Origin of the sequence: Candidatus Accumulibacter meliphilus (genome assembly GCF_036625345.1) — a bacterium.
GTDB lineage: Bacteria > Pseudomonadota > Gammaproteobacteria > Burkholderiales > Rhodocyclaceae > Accumulibacter > Accumulibacter meliphilus.
On the sequence record NZ_JAZKTZ010000001.1, the window covers coordinates 135,378 to 155,728 of the forward strand.

Sequence of the window (20,351 nt, forward strand, 5' to 3'; positions counted from 1 at the left end):
AAGGATCGCCCCGTGAGCCAGGAGCCCAGCAGTACTGCGCCAAGCACCTCCGCAGTCGCCAGCAGCAACTTTATCCGCAACCTCATCGAAGCCGATCTCGCCGCCGGCAAACATGCGGCGCGCAGATGGTCGGGCCGGCCCGGGCCGGCCGCGCAGCAACTTGCCGGTGCGCTCGACGCGGCGAAAATCCGCACGCGCTTTCCGCCGGAGCCGAACGGCTATCTGCACTTTGGCCACGCCAAGTCGATCTGCCTGAACTTCGGGCTGGCGCAGGACTACGGTGGTCGGTGCCACCTGCGCTTCGACGACACCAACCCGGAGAAGGAAGAGCAGGAATACGTCGATTCGATCGTCGATGCCGTGCATTGGCTCGGCTTTTCCTGGCAAGGTCCGCTCTCCGAAGCTTCGCCAGACAGCGAGTGCAACCTCTATTTCGCGTCCAACTACTTCGACTGGATGGTCGAGTTTGCCGAATACCTGATCAGCAGCGGCCACGCCTACGTCGATAGCCAGAGCGCCGAGGAAATGCGCGCCAGCCGCGGGACGCTCACCGAAGCGGGCGCCAACTCGCCGTTTCGCCAGCGCAGCGCCGCGGCAAGCATGGACCTCTTCAAGCGCATGCAGCAGGGCGAGTTTCCGGACGGCGCGCACATCCTGCGGGCGCGCATCGACATGGCCGCCGGCAACATCAATCTGCGCGATCCGGCGATTTACCGTATCCGCCACGCCAGCCACCACAACACCGGCGACCGCTGGTGCGTCTATCCGATGTACACCTACGCGCACCCGATCGAAGACGCCCTCGAGAACATCAGCCACTCGATCTGTACCCTCGAATTTGCCGACCAGCGCCCTTTCTACGACTGGCTGCTCGAGCGGCTGGCCGAAGGCGGCCTGTTGCAGCGGCCGCTGCCACAGCAGATCGAGTTCTCGCGACTGAACCTCACTTACATCGTCCTCTCGAAGCGCATGCTGATCCAGCTGGTCGAGGAAAAGCACGTTGCCGGCTGGGACGACCCGCGTCTGCCGACGCTGGTCGGCGCGCGCCGCCGTGGCTACCCGGCGGCAGGTTTTCGCCTCTTTGCCGAGCGTGTCGGCGTCTCGAAATCGGACTCGCTGATCGAGTACTCGCTGCTCGAAGACTGCATGCGCGAAGTGCTCAACGATGCCGCCGAACGCCGCGTCGCGGTGCTCGATCCGCTCAAGCTGATCATCGACAACTACCCGATCGCAGAAAGCGAGGAGTGCTTTGCGCCCAACCACCCGCTGAAGCCGGAAGCCGGCAAGCGCGCAATGCCTTTTGGCCGCGAGCTGTGGATCGAACGCGAAGACTTCATGGTGCAACCGAGCAAGGGTTACCATCGCCTCTATCCCGGCAATATGGCCCGTCTGCGTTATGGCTATGTCGTCAAGTGCACCGCTTTCGACCTTGACGACAGCGGTGCCGTGAGCGCCGTTCATTGCGAATACTTCCCCGATTCGAAGAGCGGTACGCCGGGTGCCGACGGCTACAAGGTCAAGGGCAACCTGCACTGGATCTCGGTTGCCGAGGCCTGTCCTGCCGAAGTGCGCCTCTACGACCGGCTGTTCTCCGTCCCCTCACCGGGTGCCCGGCGCGAAGGCGACCCGGAAGGCGTCGAGCGCGATTTCCGCGACGACATCAATCCCGACAGCATGCGCGTCATCCAGGCCTGGCTCGAACCCTCGCTGAAGGCGGTCGAGGCGGAAGACTGCTTCCAGTTCGAACGGCATGGCTACTTCGTCGCCGATCGCGTCGAATCGCAGCCCGGCGCGCCGGTGTTCAACCGGACGGTGACGCTCAGGGATTCGTGGTCGGTGAAGGGCGGCGCGCGAAAGTAGGGAGTTTTTGCCGGGATCGCCGCCTACAGCAACTCCAGCACCTTCTCCGGCGGTCTGCCGAGCACCGCCCGTTCGCCGCGCACGACGATCGGCCGTTCGATCAGAATCGGATGGGTGGTCAGGGCATCCAGCCACTCGTCGTCGCTCAGCGAGCGCCCGGCGTAGTGCTCCTTGAACACGGCTTCGCCGCGGCGAACGAGCTGCTCGGGCTTCATGCCCAGCTTGCGCAGCAAATCGAGCAGCTCCTCCCGGCTTGGTGGTGTCGCCAGGTAATCGATGATTTCGGCGTCGACGCCCTTTTCAGCAATCAACTGGCAGGCCGCTCGGCTCTTCGAGCAGCGCTTGTTGTGATAAATGCGCAGGGGAGCGTTGCTCATTGCGGGTCCTTGGAAAAAGTGTACGCGCCACGCGACGAGGCCCGCCGCAGCGGGGCCCCGGGCAATTCATTGAAATCGGCTACAGCGACTTGCGCCGGCCTGTCATCGCCAGCCCCAACAAAGCCGTCGCTAGGAGCAGAAAGGCGCTCGGTTCGGGCACCGCAGCGTAGAATTTTGCCGCGAGAATCTCGTGGGTCCTGGTCGTCGGGTGTACGCCATCCCAGAATACCCAGGTATCGGGATTGCACTCGCCAAAGTGATCGAGGCACGCCTGATCGGCGACCTCAAAACCGTAGGCGCTCTTGTTGTCGATGATGTTCCTGAGTGCGGCAGCGGTATCGAACTGGACAATCTCGACCGAGGAGAGCGCCGCATCGAGGGAGCTCATCGCCATTCCGAGGCTGGCGTTGAACAGCGCACTCAAGCCTGACAGGCCAGCATCGCCAAGAAAGCCGGGGGTATCTCCAAGGTTGGGCATGTTCGGCACCAGCACGTGTTGCGCGCCGGCCGCGGCGAGTGTCTGCACCGTGGCCACGATATTCGCGACGCCATTGGCGATCACGTTGGCTCCGCCAGTGGAGCCGGGCACCGTGCCGGGCAGGGTTCCGGTGGCGTCCACGTAAAAGAGGTCGTTGGGAAACAGCCAGACGACAAACAGCGAAGTCGCCGGGTCGAAAACCGGGCTCTGGGCCGCAAAAGTAGCTAGCTGCCAGTCGTTGCTCTTCTGCGCGTAGACCGGTTGCAGTGCGGCGGGCACGTTGGGATTGACCGAGTTGAAGCTCTCCAGTCCGGTGGTCGCGCCACCGATCGCATAGTTGGTTCCGCCGGCCGCCGACGGTCGGAAGCTGGCGTTGCCCGGGTTGTATATGTTCCAGAGATATTCGACGGCGACCGGGCCGTTCGAATACTGACCGTTGTAATACGGCGGCGGCGGGAAAGTGAAGGGGCCGCCGGGTAGGCCCGCGGTGGCCGCCTGGCTCAGCAGCCCGCTATTGCCACCATCCGAAAGGCTGTCGCCAAAGACGAAGAGATTGGTCAACTGCTGCAAAGCAGCGCTGGCCGAAGTCGGCACGCCGACCACCAACAGCAACGCCAGGATGCGGAGAAGCTTGTTCATCTTGTACTCCTTTCCAATTGATCCACGTCGGGTTGACGAACGTCGACTCGCAAGCAAGAAATGCGCCGCCGCACTCAAGGCGCTGTTTTCGCTAGCGATCTTGTTTCCTGCACAGGCTGGATCCTGATCCGCTGTAAAAATTATCGACACCCTTTGCCAGCAGGGTCACCGGCGGGCAGCGGCAGCGCGGCAACTGGCCTCCGCCGAGCCGTGTCGCCTCATTCGGCGCGCAGCGCGTCCACCGCGTTCAGTCGTGCTGCACGCCGGGCCGGCAGCACCCCGGCCAGCAGCCCGATGGCCACGGCGATGAGTTCGGCCAGGGCGACGAAGCTGAGCGGCGTGTGTACCGGTAGTGCTGGCACCAGCAGGTGGATCAACTGCGCGAGCCCGAAGCCGAGCAGCAGGCCCATCAATCCGCCGAGTGCCGAGAGGGCGACCGCTTCGCCGAGAAAGAGTCCGAGAATCGTCCGCCGCGGTGCGCCGAGGGCAACCAGCAAGCCGATTTCACCCGTCCGTTCGGTGACCGCGATGGTCATGATGGTGACGATGCCGACGCCGCCGACGAGCAGCGAGATGCTGCCCAGCGCACCGACGGCCATGGTCAGCACGTCGAGGATGTTCGACAGCGTGCGCAGCATGTCTTCCTGAGTGGTGATCGTGAAATCCTCGCGGCCATGGCGCGCCGTCAGCGTCGCCTTGACGCGCGCGCTGACGCCGGCGGCGCGCACGCCTTCCTCGTACGACAGATCGATCTTCATGATCCCGTCGCGGTTGTACAGCTCCAGCGCCCGCGCGGTCGGAATGTAGGCAGCGTCGTCGAGATCGATACCCAGGAACTGCCCCTTGGCTTCGAGGACGCCGATGACGCGAAACTGCATGCCGCCGGCGCTGACGCGGGCACCGAGCGGGTTGGCGCTACCGAACAACTCCTCCTTGAGGCGCGCGCCGAGCACCATGAAGGCGCGCGCACTGTCGGCGTCCTCGGCGGGCAGAAACTGACCGCTGCGCACCTTGATGCTGAACACCTTGAGCATCTCGGGGCTGACGCCATTGACCGTCGTGCGCCGCAGGCGGCCATTGGCATTGACTTCGGTATTGCCCCAGACGGTCGCCGTCATGCCGGTAATGTGTGGCAGGCGGGCCAGGGCGCGTGCGTCGTCGAGCGTCAGCGGCCGCACCGACGTCGGAATGCCGCTCGGCGCGTGCCCGGCGGTCTTCGTCCGGCCCGGCGCGACGCTGATCACATTGGTGCCGAACTGGGTGAATTCGGCGAGCACGAAGCGATGGATACCTTCGCCGATCGAGGTCAGCAGGATCACCGCCGCGACGCCGACGGCAATGCCCAGCAGGGTCAGGAAGCTGCGCAGGCGGTGCGCGGTGATCGCGCGCAGGGCGAGGTGCAGTGAGTCGCGGGGGCGGATCATTTTTCTGGAAAAGAAAGCCGGTGCGTCTTCTGAATCTTGTCACGCCATTCATCGGCGAGGCGCGCCTCAGCGGCAAACTCCGGCCAGCGCTGCACGGCCGCCTGCACTTCCGCGATGATCGTCGCCGCGCGGCCCTGTTTCATCAGCGCCACTTTCGCGCAGGCCTTGAAATCCGCCAGTGCGAAGCCGTCCCGTTTCCCATTCAGCGTCATCTGGTGCGTGGCCGTCCAGGAACCGGACGGATTGTAGCTGTAGGTGAGGTCGAAGGCCGGAGCGAGCGACCACTCGCCCTCCCTGTTCATCAGGAAGGCAAAGTTCTTCACATGGTCGTCCTGATTGCGCGCCACGATGTTGAAGACCATCCGCCGGAACTGCTCCTCGACGGCGGCCATCGGCAGCTGCAACTGGCGGATGGTCAGCAGCACCTGCTCGTAGGCGTAGGCTCCGGCCTGATTGAAGTCGAAATGCGCCAGCGCACCCAGCGACTGCAGGTGCAGCTTTTCCCCGCCCGGCAAACGATCGAAGCGGCGGGTCATGAAGTGCCGCCGTCCGTTTTCCTCCAGCAGCCGGCAGGCGCTCATAGTTATTCCAGCCGCCCTGGCCATCAGGTGATAGGCAAACTCGATGGTCCCGTATCCCTGCGGGTCTTCCAGCTCCTTGTCCTTGTTGCCGGCAACACCGTCGAACTTCAGCAGCCAGTATTCGAAACCCTCGCCGGCCGCAATTTGTCCCGAGCGTACTTCGTTGCTGGCCGGGTTCCACGCGATCACCGCCTTGGCCCGGGCTCCGCCGGCGACCGTGCCGACGCTCAGGATGTCGCGCAGCGCTTTCTCTTTAGCGGCGCCGTGAAAATATCCCTGGAGATCGTGGCGATGGGTCAGCACTTCGCCGGCCACGCGCAGCAGCGCATCGATTTCGATCTTCGTGGTCTTGCTCTTGCGCGCGCTCGGCCCCATCGCCGGTGCATACTCCAGCGCTCCCATGCCGCGCCTGCCGGTATAGCAAAGGCGCTCGACTGCGTTGAAGCTCTCCGGCCTGCGGCCCTGCGTGGTTAGCCAGGCATCGATCAGGGCCTTGCCGAAGCGGTCCGGCAGCGAATCCGCGAGCAGCCCCGGCAGACCGTGGAAAGTCGCGCGCGGCAGCGCCGGGAATTCATGCGCCCGCTCGCTCAAGGGCATGCTCAGCGGCGAAATCTCAATCCCGCTACGCGCGAACTCCGGATCGTACTGAAACGTCGCCACCTCCCGCCCTCGCGCGAGCGAGACGGCGCCAATCGTGCGGCCCCAGAGTTGGACCCTGGCCATCATGCTGGCTCACCCCAGGGCCACTTCTTCTCGGCGGGCTCTGCCTTCTCGCCCGTGGCCCGCTGGCGCTTCCGGCCTTGCTGCTGCAACTGCGCCATCGGGCCGGGCAGCGGCTCCGGCAGGAGAGCTTCGAAGCGCGCCAGCAAACCGAGCACCCGGCAGACTCTCAGGAAACCCGAAAGCCGGGTTGCCACCTCGCCCGACTCCAGGCGTTCGATCGTCCGCTTGGCCCCCCCCGCCTGTTCGGCCAGGGCAGCCTGCGTGAGCTTGCGTTCGATGCGCACAGCCGCGAGGCGCTGGCCAACTTCCTGGAGGATAGCCTGATCGGCCAGGTTCGGAGAAATCTTCATAAGGCGTCAGACATGGCGAATTTTGCGAGTGTAAGAGATCTCCTCGTCACAGGTGACCACAGGTGACGATTCGACACAATTTTCCCGCCATATGATCGCATTGAGCTTGTGGAACCGGGTCGCGTAGTTTTCCCGTCTGCGGCAGTAGTAAAGGATTCCTTTCCTACTGAATCCTTGACCAACTCACCCTCGGCGAAGACGTCCTTTAGGCGCTGCCCGATGTTCTGGTCAGAGGATGGAACTGGATTGCTGGCTCGGCTGCGCCTCCTCGCAATGACGTGCGTGCTGGTGTGGCGCTTGCCATTCCCGCTTCTCGACGAGACTTTCGGCGCGCCCTTCCCGGACTCAGCGCCTGGACAACGACTGCACCGGATCGAGCCGCGCGGCCTGGCTGGCGGGCAGGACGCCGAAGAGCACGCCGGTGACGAGTGCCGTGCCGAGCGCGGCGAGGACGGCCCAGTCGGGTGGGAAGGCCGGGTAGACCGGGTACAGCTGGCGGATGAGCGCCGCGCCCGCCTGCCCCAACACGAAGCCGAGCACGGCGCCGGCGACCGAGAGCATCGCCGCTTCGGTCAGGAAGGCGTTGCGGATCGTCGCGCCGGTGGCGCCGAGCGCCTTGAGCAGGCCGATTTCGGCGCTGCGCTGGGCGACCGAGACGAGCATCACGTTCATCACCAGGATGCCGGCGACGGCCAGGCTGATCGCCGCGATGCCGGCGACGGCGAGGGTCATCGTGCCGAGCAGGCGGTCGAAAGTGGCGAGTACGGCGTCCTGGGTGATGATCGTCACGTCCTCTTCGCCGTCGTGACGCTGCTTGATGATCTCGGTGACCTGCACCTTGGCCGGCTCGATGGCTTCGCGGCTGCTCGCTTCGACGAGAATCCGGAACAGGGTGTTGCTGTTGAACATCGCCTGCGCCAGGGCCACCGGCACGATGACCAGTTCGTCGGTGTTCATGCCCAGCCCCTGGCCGCTGGAGGCGAGGACGCCGACGATGCGAAAGCGGCGGTCGCCGACGCGTACCAGTTGCCCGAGCGCCGACTCGTGGCCGAACATTTCGTCGCGCACCTTGGCGCCGATGACCGCTTCGGAAACGCCACGACGCCAGTCGCCGGTCGGCAGGAAGCGCCCCTGCGCCAGCGTCAGGCGGCGCACGTCGATGAACTCGGCGGTGGTGCCGACGACCATCACTTCGCGCAGTTTGCCGGCAAAGCTGATTTCGGAAGTGCCGACGGCCAGCGGCGCGGCGCGGTGCACGGCGTTGGCGCGCAACAGCGCCTGCGCGTCGTCGATGGTCAGGTCGCGCGGCGTGCTGGTGACGGCGTTGCCGGGGTTGAAGCCGCCGGTCTGCGAGCGTCCGGGCAGGACGATGACCAGGTTGCTGCCGATCGACGAGAATTCATTGAGGACGTAGCGGCGGGCGCCGTCGCCGAGCGCGGTGAGGACGACGACCGCCGCGACGCCGATGGCCATTGCCAGCACCAGCAGGAAAGTGCGCAGGGGGTTGCCGGTCGCCGCGTCGCGGGCGAAGCGGATCAGGTCGGGAGTGCGCACGTGCTGGTGTTGCTTCAGGGTAGGCGCTGTCGTGTTGCAGGGCGCCGTCTTCCATCAGCAACTGGCGCCTGGCGCGGGCGCCGAGGGCGCCGTCGTGGGTGACCACGATCAGCGTCACGCCCTGGCCGTTGAGCGTTTCGAGCAGGCGCATGACTTCCTCGCCGGTGGCACGATCGAGGTTGCCGGTCGGCTCGTCGGCGAGAATCACCGCCGGCTGCATGATCGTTGCGCGGGCGATGGCCACGCGCTGGCGCTGTCCGCCCGAGAGCTGGTCCGGGCGATGGTCGGCGCGGTTTTCCAGGCCGTAGTCGCGCAGCGTTTGCGCCACGCGCTCGGCACGTTGCGCGGGCGCGATGCCGGCGAGAATCATCGGCAGGGCGACGTTCTCGGCGGCGGTCAGGCGTGGCACCAGGTGGAAGCTCTGGAAGACGAAACCGATGCGCTCGCTGCGTACCCGCGCCTGCTCTTCCGCCGAGAGGGTGGTGACGTCGCGGCCTTCGAGATGGTAGGTGCCGGCGTTGGGCCGGTCGAGCAGGCCGAGCAGGTTGAGCAGCGTCGATTTTCCCGAGCCCGACGGGCCCATCACCGCGACGTACTCGCCGGCGGCGATGCTCAGGTCAAGGCTGCGCAGCGCGTGCACCTCGCTGTCACCGAGCTGAAAAACGCGCTCGATGCCGGCCAGTTCGATCAGCGCCGCGCTCATCGCTTGATATGAAAGTCGCGTCTGCGACTCACGAAGCTCCCTTCTCCCCCGGCGGGAGAAGGGTCAGGGGAAGAGGGGAAACGGTCATGACTTTCATGATCCGGGGTATGCGCACTCGACAGGTCATGACCGTCAGCGGCCGCTTGCCGTCGCCTGGGCATCGGTCGCGTAATGTGCACCGGCCTTGACGCCGGCGCGTTCGAGCGAGGTCACGACACGATCGCCCGGCGCCAATCCTTCGAGCACTTCGGCAAACTCCCAGTTGGCGAGGCCGGTCTTCACCTGAGCGCTCTTCGAGCTTGCCCTCGGCACCGGCGACCAGCACGCGCCCGCCTTCGAGCAGCGCCGAGGTTGGCACCCGGACGACGTCCGCACGCAGGTCGAGGATCACTTCGATGTCCGCGCTGTAGCCGACGAGCAGCTTGCCGGGCGCCGTCGGGTCGTCGAAAGTGGCTTCGATATCAACCGTGCGTGCCTGCTTCTCGACCGCCGAAACGTAAGGCGCGACGCGCCTGACCTTGCCCGGGAAGGATTGCCTGGGCAGCGCGTCGAGGCTGATGCGCACCGTCTGCCCGGCCGCGATGCGCGGCGCATCGACTTCGTCCATCGGTGCCTTGACGTACAGGCAGGAGTCGTCGATGAGATCGATCGCCGGCGGTGTCGGCACGCCCGGCGGCGACGGTGTCGAGTACTCGCCGACCTCGCCGACGATCTTGGCGATGGTGCCGGCAAAGGGCGCGTAGAGCACCGTCCGGCCTTCCTCGACGCGGGTCAGGCGGACTCGCGCTTCGGCCTGCAGGACGTCGGCCTTGGCGGCAGCGCAGCCGGCGCCCCTGGCCAGTGACTCGCTGCGCGCGCTGTCCTCCTTGGCCTGCGAAACAAAGCCCTTGGCGCGCAGGCTTGCCTGCCGCTCGGCCTCGCGTTCGGCGTTGGCGGCGACGGTGCAGGCTTCATTGACGCGCTGGCGAGCGGTGGCCACCTGCGCCGCGTACCACGCCCGTCTGCGCCTGCTGGTCGTCGTTCCACAGCTTCATCAGCAGCTGGCCCTTCTCGACCCGGTCGCCTTCCTTCACCGCCAGCACTTCGATGCGGCCGCCGGTGATCGTCGACAGCTTGGTGCGCTGGCAGGCTTCGATGGTCCCGGCGCGGGTGTTGGCGATCGTCGATTCGACCAGCCCACGTTCGATTTCCCTGAACACCACCGCCACCGGCTTCCGGTCGCGTCGCCCACCACACCCCTCCGGCGATCAGCACGACGACAAGCACAGCAAGCAACAGACGGCGAATCAGCGGAGACATGGCGACATGGCGGTGGGGCTCAGGGTTGGCGAGGCGGCTTGAGGGCAAGGTCCGTCATGTTCTGACGAAACCGTGCCCAGGGCAAGGACGGAACGTCTCGTCCGTCCGACGAAACCGCGTCAGTGGCCGCTGGCTGGCCCGGCGCCAGTCGCGGTCGCCCTCGGCCAGCATGCTAGAATCGCCCCCCGCTTCCGTCCCCGCTGCTTCTGTCCGCCCGCCCGATGTCCTCGCTCAACCCCCCGCAACGCGAAGCGATCCGCTACCTCGACGGTCCGCTGCTGGTTCTCGCCGGTGCCGGTTCGGGCAAGACGCGCGTGATCACCGAGAAGATCGCCTATCTGATCGAGTCCTGCGGCTTCAGCCCGAGCAACATCGCCGCCATCACCTTCACCAACAAGGCGGCGAAGGAAATGCAGGAGCGGGTGAGCAAGCTGCTCGCCGACAAGCCGTCGAAGGGCCTGACCATCTCGACCTTCCACGCGCTCGGCGTGCGCATCCTGCGCGAGGAAGCGCGCACGCTCGGCTACAAGCCGAACTTCTCGATCCTCGATGCCACCGACTGCTTTCGCCATCGTCTCCGAGCTGGCCGCCAGCGTCGACAAGGCGGTCATCCGCAAGCTGCAGTCGCTGATCTCGAACTGGAAGAGTGCGCTGGTCTCGCCCGATCAGGCGCGCAAGGACGCGCAGAACGACACCGAACTGCTCGCCGCGAACGCCTTCGCCAGCTATTCGGCCACTCTGCAGGCCTACCAGGCGGTCGATTTCGACGACCTGATCGCGCTGCCGGTGGCGCTCTTCGAGAACCATCCGGAAGTGCGCGAGAAGTGGCAGAACCGCCTGCGCTATCTGCTCATCGACGAGTATCAGGACACCAACACCAGCCAGTACCAGCTGCTCAAGCTGCTCGCCGGGCCGCGCGCCGCGTTCACTGCGGTCGGCGACGACGATCAGGCGATCTATGGCTGGCGCGGCGCCGACATCGAGAATCTGCGCGGGCTGCCGCGCGACTATCCGAAGCTCAAGCTGATCAAGCTCGAACAGAACTATCGCTCGACGGTGCGCATCCTCAAGGCGGCCAACGCGCTGATCGCGCACAACGAAAAGCTGTTCGACAAGAAGCTGTGGTCCGACCTCGGCCACGGCGATCCGATCACCGTCAGCATCTGCCAGGACAACGAAAAGGAAGCCGAAGCGGTGGTCATGAAGCTGCAGGCGCATCGCTTCGAACATCGCGGCGCGTTCAAGCGATTACGCCATCCTCTACCGCGGCAACTTCCAGGCGCGGGCGCTCGAACAGTTCCTGCGCAACCAGCGCATTCCCTACCTGCTGTCCGGCGGCCAGTCCTTCTTCGACAAGAGCGAGATCAAGGATCTCGTCGCCTATCTGCGCCTGCTGGCCAACGAGGACGACGACCCGGCGTTCATCCGCGCGGTCAGCACGCCGCGGCGTGGCGTCGGCACCAGCACGCTGCAGGCCCTCGGTGGCTACGCCGGCGAACGCCACCTGTCCTGTTCGCGGCCGCTTTCGAACAGGGCTTCGCGCAGCGCGTGCAGCCACGCCAGCTGGCGCCGCTGCTCGAATTCTGCGAATTCATCAATCGCCTGCAGGCGCGCGCCGGCAGCGATCCGGCGGCGCAGTTGCTGACCGAACTGCTCAACGCCATCGCTTACGAAGACTGGCTCAACGAGCACGACGAGAAGCGTGCGGCGCAAACAAAGTGGGGCAACGTGCAGGAGTTCTGCGACTGGTTGGGCAAGAAGGGCCAGGAGAAGACAAGACCTTGATCGACCTCACCCAGACCATCGCCCTGATCAACCTGCTCGACAAGAACGAAGCAGACGTCGATGCCGTCCAGCTATCGACCCTGCACGCGGCCAAGGGCCTGGAGTTCAAGCACGTCTTTCTGATCGGTATCGAAGAGGGCATTCTGCCGCACCGCGAAGCGCAGGCCGACGGCCGCATCGAGGAGGAGCGCCGCCTGATGTACGTAGGAATCACGCGCGCGCAGCGCTCGCTGCACCTGAGCTACTGCGAGCGACGCAAGCAGGGCCGCGAAAGCATTCCCTGCGAGCCTTCGCGTTTCGTCGCCGAGATGGGCGATGACCTGCGCGTTTCCGGCGGCAAGAGCGCGGCGCCGCCGGACAAGGCCGCCAAGCTCCGATCGCCTGGCGGCGATGAAAGCGATGCTCGGCAAGTCGCTTACGCACTGGTGATGGCGGAGGAATTCACCCATCTACGCAAGTCAAAACCGGTGATCCTGGCCGCCGGCCTGATCTGGGCACTGATCGCCATTGTCTATAGCGGCCACGGCATGAACCATGCTGCAGAAATGGCGGTGCGGCATAACCTGCTCGAATACGCCGAGCTGATGTTGTTCCTGCTGGTCGCGATGACCTACATCAATGCCATGAGCGAGCGCAATGTGTTCGAGGCCCTGCGCTCGTGGCTGATCGAGAAGGGCTACGGACTGCGCAAACTGTTCTGGATAACCGGCGTCCTGGCGTTCTTCATCTCCCCGGTGGCGGACAACCTGACGACTGCCCTGCTGATGTGCGCAGTGGTCATGGCGGTCGGCGGCGAAAATGCCAAGTTTGTTCTGCTTGCCTGCATCAATATCGTCGTGGCGGCAAACGCCGGTGGCGCCTTCAGCCCCTTTGGCGACATCACCACCCTGATGGTCTGGCAGAAAGGGATCCAGACGCCGCAGGGTGAGGTGGGTTTCGGCGTCCTTCTTTGCCCTGTTCATTCCCGCGCTGGTCAACTGGCTGCTGCCGGCCGCCATCATGTCGTTGACGGTCCCGAACGTACAACCGCACGGGGGTGGTAAGGCCGTGGTGATGAAGCGTGGCGCCAGGCGCATCATTGCGCTGTTCCTGCTGACCATCGCCACCGCCGTCAGCTACCACAACTTCATGAATCTGCCACCGGTCATCGGCATGCTGACCGGCCTGGCCTATCTGCAGTTCTTCGGCTATTACCTGAAGAAAACCGTGCACCTTGAGTACGGCATGACCAGCCGTCAATTCCGGACCGAGATCAGGCATGACGAAAGTTTGGGCAGCCTGCCGGCCTTCGACGTATTCAACAAGATTGCCCGCGCCGAGTGGGATACCCTGCTCTTCTTCTACGGCGTGGTGCTATGCGTCGGCGGCCTCGGCTTCATCGGCTACCTGGCGATGGCTTCCGAGCTGATGTATGGCGACTGGGGTGCGACCAACGCCAATATCGCGATCGGTCTCCTGTCGGCGATCGTCGACAACATCCCGGTGATGTTTGCCGTGTTGACCATGATGCCGGACATGTCTACAGGGCAGTGGCTGCTGGTGACGCTCACCGCGGGTGTGGGCGGCTCCCTGCTGTCCATCGGTTCGGCCGCGGGGGTGGCGCTGATGGGTCAGGCACGCGGCAAATACACTTTCTTCGGGCACCTCAAATGGACGCCGGTCATCGCCCTCGGCTACGCTGCCAGTATCGCTACGCACCTGTGGATCAATAGCGCGATGTTCTAAGGCGTTGGCGCGGCGGATGCTCCAGCGCCAGCACGCTTGGCACGCTCGCTCTACCGAAGCGCTTCCGTCCGCGCCTCCGGCAATGCCCTTAGCGCCCGCCATCCGAATCCGGCTCGGCTAGCCCCCGGGAATCTGTCGTCACCACCGGCACGCCTTTCCCTCCGCGCTTGAGCACTTCGCGGACCACGTCGCGGGCCAGGAGTTTGGTGATGCGGGCGTGTGGTCGTGGCAGGACGATGGCGTCGCAGTCCAGTTGTTCGGCGACATCGCCGATCTGGGCAACGATGTCGCCTTCACGGTACACCTCCTGGCACGAAACGCCTGCCGCGACCAGTGGCTGCGCTGCGTCGTGCAGGACTTGCGCGCCGCTCGCGGCCTGGGCGCGGGCCCTCTCGACGTGCGTACGAAAGCGCACGACTTCCGCTGCGCTGACCGGGTCGGCAACGAACAGCAGCACGACTCGGACCGACTGCCCACTGCCTTGCTGGCGTAGCGCATAGCGCACGCCCCAGCGCGAGCGTTCGCTGGCGGCTACCGGGATCAGCAGGCGCTTTGTGCGTGCGCTGTGTTCGGCCGAATGCTTGGCAGCACAATTTTCCATACCGCCTCCTTGGCTCTTCAGCTCATCTGGAATCGATGCCGGGTTCTTGATCAGGGCAGGTAATAGAGGACCAGCCAGGCGAGCAGCATTACAGTTACCCACAGCGCCATGCTGCCCGTGGGCCAGGTCCGTGCCAGGGCGCCACGAGGGCCATGGTGCCGGCGCAGGGCTTTGCCACCGCGACTTGCCAGTGCGCCAGCGAGCTGCTCAACTCCGGTGATTAGGCCGGTAAACAGTGGCGTCAGCATTTCAGTGAGGCGACGGGCAAAGACGCGATAAAACCAGTCGAAATCGAGCGAGATGGTCAGCGTGCGCTGCAGGTACTGGAGCATGACGAAGAATGCCAGGCCAGAGAACAGCAGCAGCTGAAGTTGCGTCACCACGTGTGCACCGCTGTACGGTTCGTAGCTCACGGCGAAGGGTAGCAGGGCATAGAGCGGGCCTGGAACCACTCCCAGGCCAATGCAAAGGGCGGCGAAAATCAGCATCGCCATCTGCATGCTTACCGGCGGGTCCGCGGGGCGCAGCCCGGAATCCTTTTGGAAGAAGACGAACCACGGGAACTTGATGCCGGCATGCAGGAAAACACCCGCCGAAGCCGCCGCCAGGCCCAGCCAGACAAAGCTCAGGTGCTGGTCGCCGGCCGCCTGGGAGATCATCGACTTGCTGACGAAGCCCGAGGTCCATGGGAAGGAGGAAATGGCGAGCGCGCCGATGATGCCGCACACCGCTGTAACGGGCATGCTCTGGAACAGCCCACCAAGATCGGTACACTTGCGCCGCCCGGTGCGGTACAGAACGGCACCGGCGGACATCAGCAGCAGCGCTTTGTAGATGATGTGCGCGAAAGCGTGCGCCGCTGCGCCGTTCAGCGCCATCTCGGTGCCGATGCCGATGCCGACCACCATGAAGCCGACCTGATTGACGATCGAGTAGGCAAGAATGCGCCGCATGTCGTTTTCGAGCAGGGCGTAGACGATGCCGTAGAAGATCATGAACATGCCGACCCAGATCAGCAGCTCGGTACCGGGGAAGCCGCGCAGCAGGACGTAAACCGCGGTCTTGGTGGTGAAGGCCGAGAGGAACACGGTGCCGCTCCACGAAGCCTCCGGATAGGCGTCCGGCAGCCACGCGGAAAGTGGCGGTGCGCCGGCATTGATCAGTACGCCGGCGAGGATCAGCCACTGCGCCCACGATTCCGGCGCCATGGCCACGAAGGCCACCGAGCTGGTGGCGGCGACATGACCGGCGATGCCGGCCATCAGCACCACGCCGCCGAGCAGGTGGATCGCCATGTAGCGCATGCTGGCAGAATAGGCTGTGCGGTTGCCGGCGCTCCAGATGACGAGCGTCGAGCCAATGGCCATCAACTCCCAGAAGATGAAGACGGTGATCAGGTCGCCGGCGAAAACGACGCCAATGGCCGAACCCGCGTAGAACATCGCCGCCGGCACTTCGAGTCGGCTCTCCTGCTTCAGCGCGTACAGGCCGCCGACGGCGCCCATCAGCGAAAAGATCGTGGCGAACAGGCGCGTCAGCTTGTCGCCGGCCAGCGGCGTCAGGGTGTAATCGAGGAAATGCAGTTGCCAGACGGCGCCGTCCGGCACCTGCCAGACGGCCCATAGCGCAGCTAGCGGCAGCCCGATGACGCCCGCCTGGCTGGCCGAGCGCGGCAGCCAGGGCAGGACCAGGGCGCCGAGGACGAGGATCAGCGCGGGGTGGAGGATCATCGGTCCTCCCCGTAATAGGTGTCCGGTCGCTTGATCAGCAGGCCGAGGCCCTTGGCGAAGATGATCATTGCGGCACAGCTTAGAAAGCCGTACCAGGCGTGGAAGCCGAACCAGCCGTCGAAGCCGAAATGCGGATGCAGGTGCACAAAAAGCTCGGCGGCAACGGTCAGTGCCAGCACGGCGATAAACACCCGCCACAACAGCTTGATCGTCGTGGCGCGTACCAGCCAGTGCTTTTCAGTGTTCACCATCAGCCTCCGAGCATTTGCTGTGCCAGTGCCAGCGGCACGCCGGGAAAGAAGAAGAGCGCCAGTGTGGCAGCGCCCGTCGTCGTCAGCGCGACGACCATGAGCAATGGCGCCTCGCCATGCGGGTGATGCTCATCCTCGGCCGACAGCGGCCGGAAAAAGGCGCGGTAGACGATGGGCACGAAATAGCCGGCATTGAGCAGGGTGCTGGCTAGCAGGACGACGACGACCGCCCACTGCTCGGCCCCCATGGCGCCGGACAGGAGGTACCACTTGGAGACGAAGCCGGCCGCCGGTGGCAGGCCGATCATCGACAGGGCGCCGATGGCGAAGGCACCCATGGTCCAGGGCATGCGCCGGCCGATGCCGTCCAGTTCGCTGACGTTGGTCTTGTGGGCGGCGGTATAGATGGCGCCGGCGGCGAAGAACAGCGTGATCTTGCCGACGGCGTGTGCGGCGATGTGCAAGGCCGCCGCGGCGAGCGAGAGCGGCGTCAGCAGCGCCGCCGCGAGGACGACATAAGACAGCTGGCCGATGGTCGAATAGGCCAGGCGGCGCTTCAGATTGTCGGCGCGCAGTGCGACGATCGAAGCGGCAATGATGGTAAAGCCGGCGATCGCCGTCAGCCAGTCCGCGCCGCCCTGGCTGACCAGCGTGTCGGCACCGAAAATGTACACGATGACCTTGACGACGCTGAACACCCCGGCCTTGACCACCGCCACCGCATGCAGCAGAGCGGAAACGGGGGTGGGCGCCACCATCGCAGCCGGCAGCCAGCGGTGGAAAGGCATCAGCGCAGCCTTTCCGATGCCGAACATGTACAGGAACAGCAGTCCGCCGAGCGCCAAGTCGGACAACTTGCCGCGCAGGATGCCGCCCGGCGTGAAGTCGGTGGTGCCGGCGACCTGCCAGGTGAACACCAGCGCCGGCAGCAGGAAGAGCATCGAGGTGCCGATCAGGATTCCCAGGTAGGTGCGCCCACCCGCTCTTGCCTTGTCGGTGCCGTGGTGGGTGACCAGCGGGTAGGTGACCAGGGTCAGCAGTTCGTAGAAGACGAACAGAGTAAACACATTGCCGGCAAAGGCGATACCGATTGCCGCAGCGATGGCCAGCGCGAAACAGACGTAGAAACGCGTCTGCTTTTGTTCCTTGTTGCCGCGCATGTAGCCAATCGAATAGAGAGAGTTGACGATCCACAGTCCCGAGGCGACAAGTGCGAAGAGCATGCCTAGCGGCTCAACCATGAGAGCAATCGGCAGTCCGGGCAGCATCTCGAACAGCACCAGGCTCGGCTGCTTGCCGGCAAGAACCATCGGTAGCAGCCGCGCGACGCAGGCGAGCAGCAGCGCGGCGGTGATCAGCGTCGCTGCTTCGCGCAGGTTTGGCTGTCTTCCGCAAAAGGCGATCACGGTCGCGCCGACGATGGGCAGCGCGAGGCTGGCGAGGATCGGCGCCTCCGCGGTGATCATGGCGTCACCCCGAGCAACATGCTCGCCGCCCTGGCGGCGGAGCTGACCGTGATCGACGTATCGAAGCCGAACCAGACGGTTGCCGCCACCAGGATCCAGGCGGGAATTGCCAGGTCCAGGGAAGCCTCACTAGCCTGTACGAGATCGGAGCGCGGCGCTCGGAAGTAGGCCACTTCGACGAAACGCCAGACGTAGGCGACCGCCAGCAGCGACGACAGCGCGATCAGGAACACCAACCACCATTGGCCTTTTTCCAGCGCCGCCAGGATCAGGTACCACTTGCTGACGAAGCCGGCAGTGCCCGGTACACCAATCAGGCTCAGCCCGCACAGGACGATGCCGAAACTGGTCAGCGGCATGACTCGTCCGATGCCGTGCACGCGGGCCAGGGTGACCCCACCCATGCCTGCCACGACCGCCCCGAGCAGCAGGAAGAGCCCGCCTTTGGTGACCGCGTGGTTGACCAGGTGCACGATGGTCGCGGTCAACCCGGTCACCGAGTCGAAGGAGATACCGAGGACGATGTAGCCAACCTGGGCGACACTGGAGTAGGCGAACAGCCGCTTCAGGTTGTCCTGGAAAATGGCTACCGTCGATGCGACGAACATTCCGGCCAGCGCCAGTACCAGCATCAGGTCCTCCATCGGCAGGCGCTGGAAGACGGCGGTTTCCCCGAATACCGAGAAGTAGAAGCGCAGCAGCGCGTAAACCGAAACCTTGGTGGCAGTGGCAGCGAGGAAGGCCGACACTGCCGACGGTGCGTAGGCGTAGGCGTTGGGGAGCCACTGGTGCAGCGGAAACAAGGCCAGTTTCAGCGAGATGCCGACGGTGAGAAAGGCCAGGGCCGCCAGCACCGGCCGGTGGCTGGTCATTGCCTGCAGGCGGACACCGAGATCCGCCAAGTTGAGGGTGCCGGTCTTGAGATAGAGCAGGCCAACACCGATGACGATGAAGGTGGCGCCGATGGTGCCCATGATCAGGTACTGGTAGGAGGCGACCAGCGAGCGACGGTCCTTGCCCAGGGCGATCAGGGCATACGAGGAGAGCGAAGAGATCTCCAGGAAGACGAAGAGGTTGAAGGCATCGCCGGTGATGGTGATGCCGAGCAGGCCGGTCAGGCACAGCGCGAACAGAGCATAGAAGAGGTGGTGCTTGTCCTGGCGGATTTCGCGCTCGATGCTGGCGCGGCTGTAGGGCAGGACCACCGCCGCGATACCGGCGACCAGCATCAGTACCAGTGAGGACAGGGCGTCGACCCGGTATTCAATTCCCCAGGGGGCCGGCCAGCTGCCCAGGGCATAGGAAATAATCCCCGACTCGCCGACCTGCAGCCACAACAGGACGCTGATTGCAAAAGCGGCCCAGCTTGCCGCCAGCACCAGCACAAAAGCCGCCAGGCGGTCGCGCAGGAGCATTGCCAGCGGGGCGCTGGCCAGCGGCAGGACGATCTGCAGGGCGGGAAGCTGCTCGGCGAAGTTCATTTCTGTGCCGCTGAATATTCTTCGTCAGGGTCCGCATCGAGTTGCAGGATCTCGTCTTCCTCGATGGTGCCGTACTCTTCGCCGATGCGCACCACCAGCGCCAGTCCCAGAGCCAGCGTGGCGACGCCGACGACGATCGCCGTCAGGATCAGTACCTGCGGTAGCGGGTTCGAGTAAACGGTGAAAGCGGCATCGACGATCGGTGCCGTGCCGCCGACAATCTTGGCCGGCGTCAGGTAGAGCAGGTACACCGAGGTCTGCAGGATCGCCAGTCCGACCAGCTTCTTGATCAGGTTGCCGCGGTCGATGACGATGAACAGCCCGGTCATCGCCAGGAAGAGCATCACCCAGTAGTCGTAATGGCGAAAGAAGCTCATCACTGATCCTGGCCGCGCTGGGTGAACAGGTAGAAAATCTTCAGCAGGACGCCACAGACGGTGATGGCGACGCCGAGCTCGATCCAGAAAATGCCGCGAATTTGGCCGGCAGCGGGGTCGATGTCGAGGACGAAGTAATCCAGGAAGTTGCCGCCAACGTAAAGTCCGGCGAAGCCGACCGCCAGATAGAGCAGCACGCCCGCCGCCATCATCGACTCGACCAGCCAGTCGGGGAGCACCCGGCGCGCCGTGCTCAGGCCGTAGATCATGGCGTAAAAGATCATCGCTGCGGCAACGATGGCGCCGGCCTGGAAGCCGCCACCGGGACCGTAATCGCCGTGCAGCTGTACGTAGAGCGCGAACATCAGGATGAAGGGAATGAGCAGCTTGCCGATCACCCGCAGGATCATGTCGTTTTTCATTGCTTGCCCCGGCGCACGTAGCGCCGCCGACCCAGCAGCGCGATGACGGCGATGCCGGCGGTGAACACCACCGTCGTCTCGCCGAGCGTGTCGAAGCCGCGGTAGCTGGCCAGGACTGCGGTGACCACGTTGGGTACGCCGGTCTCGCGCGGCCCTTGTTCGAGGTAGCGTGGCGCCACGTGCGTGTGAATCGGTGCCTCGGGGTCCGAGAATTGCGGCAGGTCCCAGGTGCCGTAGACCAGCACCAGACCGGTACCGATGGTCAGCAGCAAGGGGAGCCAGGGCTTGTGGGCCGGCTTTTCCTCCTCGCTGTTGCAAAGATGCAGCGCACCCAGCAGCAGTACGGTGGAAATGCCGGCGCCGACGGCGGCTTCGGTCATGGCCACATCGACAGCATCCAGGGCCACCATCACCGTGGCCGTGAGGAAGCTGTACAGGCCGAACAGGACGATCACCGTGAACAGGTTGCGGGAGCGCGCCAGCGCCACCACGACGACCATCATCTGGGTGAGCAGTACGTTGATG

15 protein-coding genes and 4 pseudogenes are annotated in these 20,351 nt (G+C 64.8%); 3 read left to right on the forward strand and 16 right to left on the reverse strand.

What is annotated here, in order from left to right:
* Window positions 1-12 precede the first annotated feature (12 nt).
* Window positions 13-1,860 carry a glutamine--tRNA ligase/YqeY domain fusion protein gene (locus tag V5B40_RS00635; protein ID WP_332352645.1) on the forward strand — a complete coding sequence of 616 codons (1,848 nt, stop codon included), beginning with the start codon at window positions 13-15 and terminating at the stop codon, window positions 1,858-1,860.
* Between the two features lie 23 nt (window positions 1,861-1,883).
* On the opposite strand, the gene arsC is transcribed toward V5B40_RS00635, so the two are convergent.
* The 8 genes and pseudogenes from arsC to V5B40_RS00675 all read right to left on the reverse strand — a co-directional run bounded on the left by arsC (window position 1,884) and on the right by V5B40_RS00675 (window position 9,988).
* On the reverse strand, window positions 1,884-2,237 hold the full coding sequence (gene arsC / locus V5B40_RS00640) for an arsenate reductase (glutaredoxin) (protein WP_332352646.1): 354 nt from the start codon (window positions 2,235-2,237) through the stop codon (window positions 1,884-1,886).
* Between the two features lie 79 nt (window positions 2,238-2,316).
* Window positions 2,317-3,354, reverse strand: a complete 1,038-nt coding sequence (locus V5B40_RS00645) for an SGNH/GDSL hydrolase family protein (RefSeq protein WP_332352647.1) — start codon at window positions 3,352-3,354, stop codon at window positions 2,317-2,319.
* A gap of 218 nt (window positions 3,355-3,572) precedes the next feature.
* Window positions 3,573-4,778, reverse strand: coding sequence for an ABC transporter permease (locus tag V5B40_RS00650; protein WP_332352648.1), 1,206 nt, complete (start codon window positions 4,776-4,778; stop codon window positions 3,573-3,575).
* Window positions 4,775-6,085: a type II toxin-antitoxin system HipA family toxin gene (locus V5B40_RS00655; protein WP_332352649.1), complete on the reverse strand. Its 1,311-nt coding sequence runs from the start codon at window positions 6,083-6,085 to the stop codon at window positions 4,775-4,777. Before V5B40_RS00655 ends, V5B40_RS00650 begins: the two co-directional genes overlap by 4 nt.
* Window positions 6,082-6,432 (reverse strand): helix-turn-helix transcriptional regulator, encoded by a 351-nt coding sequence (locus V5B40_RS00660; protein WP_332352650.1) that lies wholly within the window; start codon window positions 6,430-6,432, stop codon window positions 6,082-6,084. The genes V5B40_RS00655 and V5B40_RS00660 overlap by 4 nt, the downstream gene beginning before the upstream one ends.
* Before the next feature lie 345 nt (window positions 6,433-6,777).
* Entirely contained in the window at window positions 6,778-7,986 is a 1,209-nt protein-coding gene (locus V5B40_RS00665) for an ABC transporter permease (protein ID WP_332352651.1), read from the reverse strand.
* A 22-nt stretch (window positions 7,987-8,008) separates the two neighbouring features.
* A pseudogene (locus V5B40_RS00670) lies at window positions 8,009-8,689 on the reverse strand (ABC transporter ATP-binding protein); the annotation flags it as partial.
* A gap of 132 nt (window positions 8,690-8,821) precedes the next feature.
* Window positions 8,822-9,988: pseudogene (locus V5B40_RS00675) on the reverse strand (efflux RND transporter periplasmic adaptor subunit).
* Between the two features lie 221 nt (window positions 9,989-10,209).
* Between V5B40_RS00675 and V5B40_RS00680 the strand changes: the two are divergent.
* Both V5B40_RS00680 and nhaD read left to right on the forward strand, forming a co-directional pair.
* Window positions 10,210-12,202: pseudogene (locus V5B40_RS00680) on the forward strand (UvrD-helicase domain-containing protein).
* Window positions 12,184-13,498: pseudogene (nhaD, locus tag V5B40_RS00685) on the forward strand (sodium:proton antiporter NhaD); the annotation flags it as partial. The pseudogenes V5B40_RS00680 and nhaD, both read left to right, overlap by 19 nt.
* 88 nt (window positions 13,499-13,586) lie before the next feature.
* On the opposite strand, the gene V5B40_RS00690 reads toward nhaD, so the two are convergent.
* Genes V5B40_RS00690 through V5B40_RS00725 form a run of 8 tightly spaced genes read right to left on the reverse strand, consistent with a single transcriptional unit; the run spans window position 13,587 to window position 20,329 of the window.
* The gene (locus tag V5B40_RS00690; RefSeq protein WP_332352652.1) at window positions 13,587-14,099 is read right to left on the reverse strand and encodes a universal stress protein; all 513 of its coding nucleotides are present in this window, start codon (window positions 14,097-14,099) and stop codon (window positions 13,587-13,589) included.
* Between the two features lie 50 nt (window positions 14,100-14,149).
* Entirely contained in the window at window positions 14,150-15,829 is a 1,680-nt protein-coding gene (locus tag V5B40_RS00695) for a Na(+)/H(+) antiporter subunit D (RefSeq protein WP_332352653.1), read from the reverse strand.
* Complete coding sequence (locus tag V5B40_RS00700) at window positions 15,826-16,077, reverse strand: hypothetical protein (protein ID WP_332352654.1); 252 nt, start codon at window positions 16,075-16,077, stop codon at window positions 15,826-15,828. The genes V5B40_RS00695 and V5B40_RS00700 overlap by 4 nt, the downstream gene beginning before the upstream one ends.
* A 2-nt stretch (window positions 16,078-16,079) precedes the next feature.
* On the reverse strand, window positions 16,080-17,546 hold the full coding sequence (locus tag V5B40_RS00705; RefSeq protein ID WP_332352655.1) for a proton-conducting transporter transmembrane domain-containing protein: 1,467 nt from the start codon (window positions 17,544-17,546) through the stop codon (window positions 16,080-16,082).
* Window positions 17,543-19,027 carry a monovalent cation/H+ antiporter subunit D family protein gene (locus V5B40_RS00710; RefSeq protein ID WP_332352656.1) on the reverse strand — a complete coding sequence of 495 codons (1,485 nt, stop codon included), beginning with the start codon at window positions 19,025-19,027 and terminating at the stop codon, window positions 17,543-17,545. Before V5B40_RS00710 ends, V5B40_RS00705 begins: the two co-directional genes overlap by 4 nt.
* Window positions 19,024-19,404, reverse strand: coding sequence for a cation:proton antiporter subunit C (locus V5B40_RS00715; RefSeq protein WP_332352657.1), 381 nt, complete (start codon window positions 19,402-19,404; stop codon window positions 19,024-19,026). Before V5B40_RS00715 ends, V5B40_RS00710 begins: the two co-directional genes overlap by 4 nt.
* Window positions 19,404-19,826, reverse strand: coding sequence for a Na(+)/H(+) antiporter subunit B (locus V5B40_RS00720; protein ID WP_332352658.1), 423 nt, complete (start codon window positions 19,824-19,826; stop codon window positions 19,404-19,406). Before V5B40_RS00720 ends, V5B40_RS00715 begins: the two co-directional genes overlap by 1 nt.
* A complete protein-coding gene (locus V5B40_RS00725; RefSeq protein WP_332352660.1) occupies window positions 19,823-20,329 on the reverse strand; it encodes a DUF4040 domain-containing protein in 507 nt (168 codons plus the stop codon). Before V5B40_RS00725 ends, V5B40_RS00720 begins: the two co-directional genes overlap by 4 nt.
* Between the last annotated feature and the right edge of the window lie 22 nt (window positions 20,330-20,351).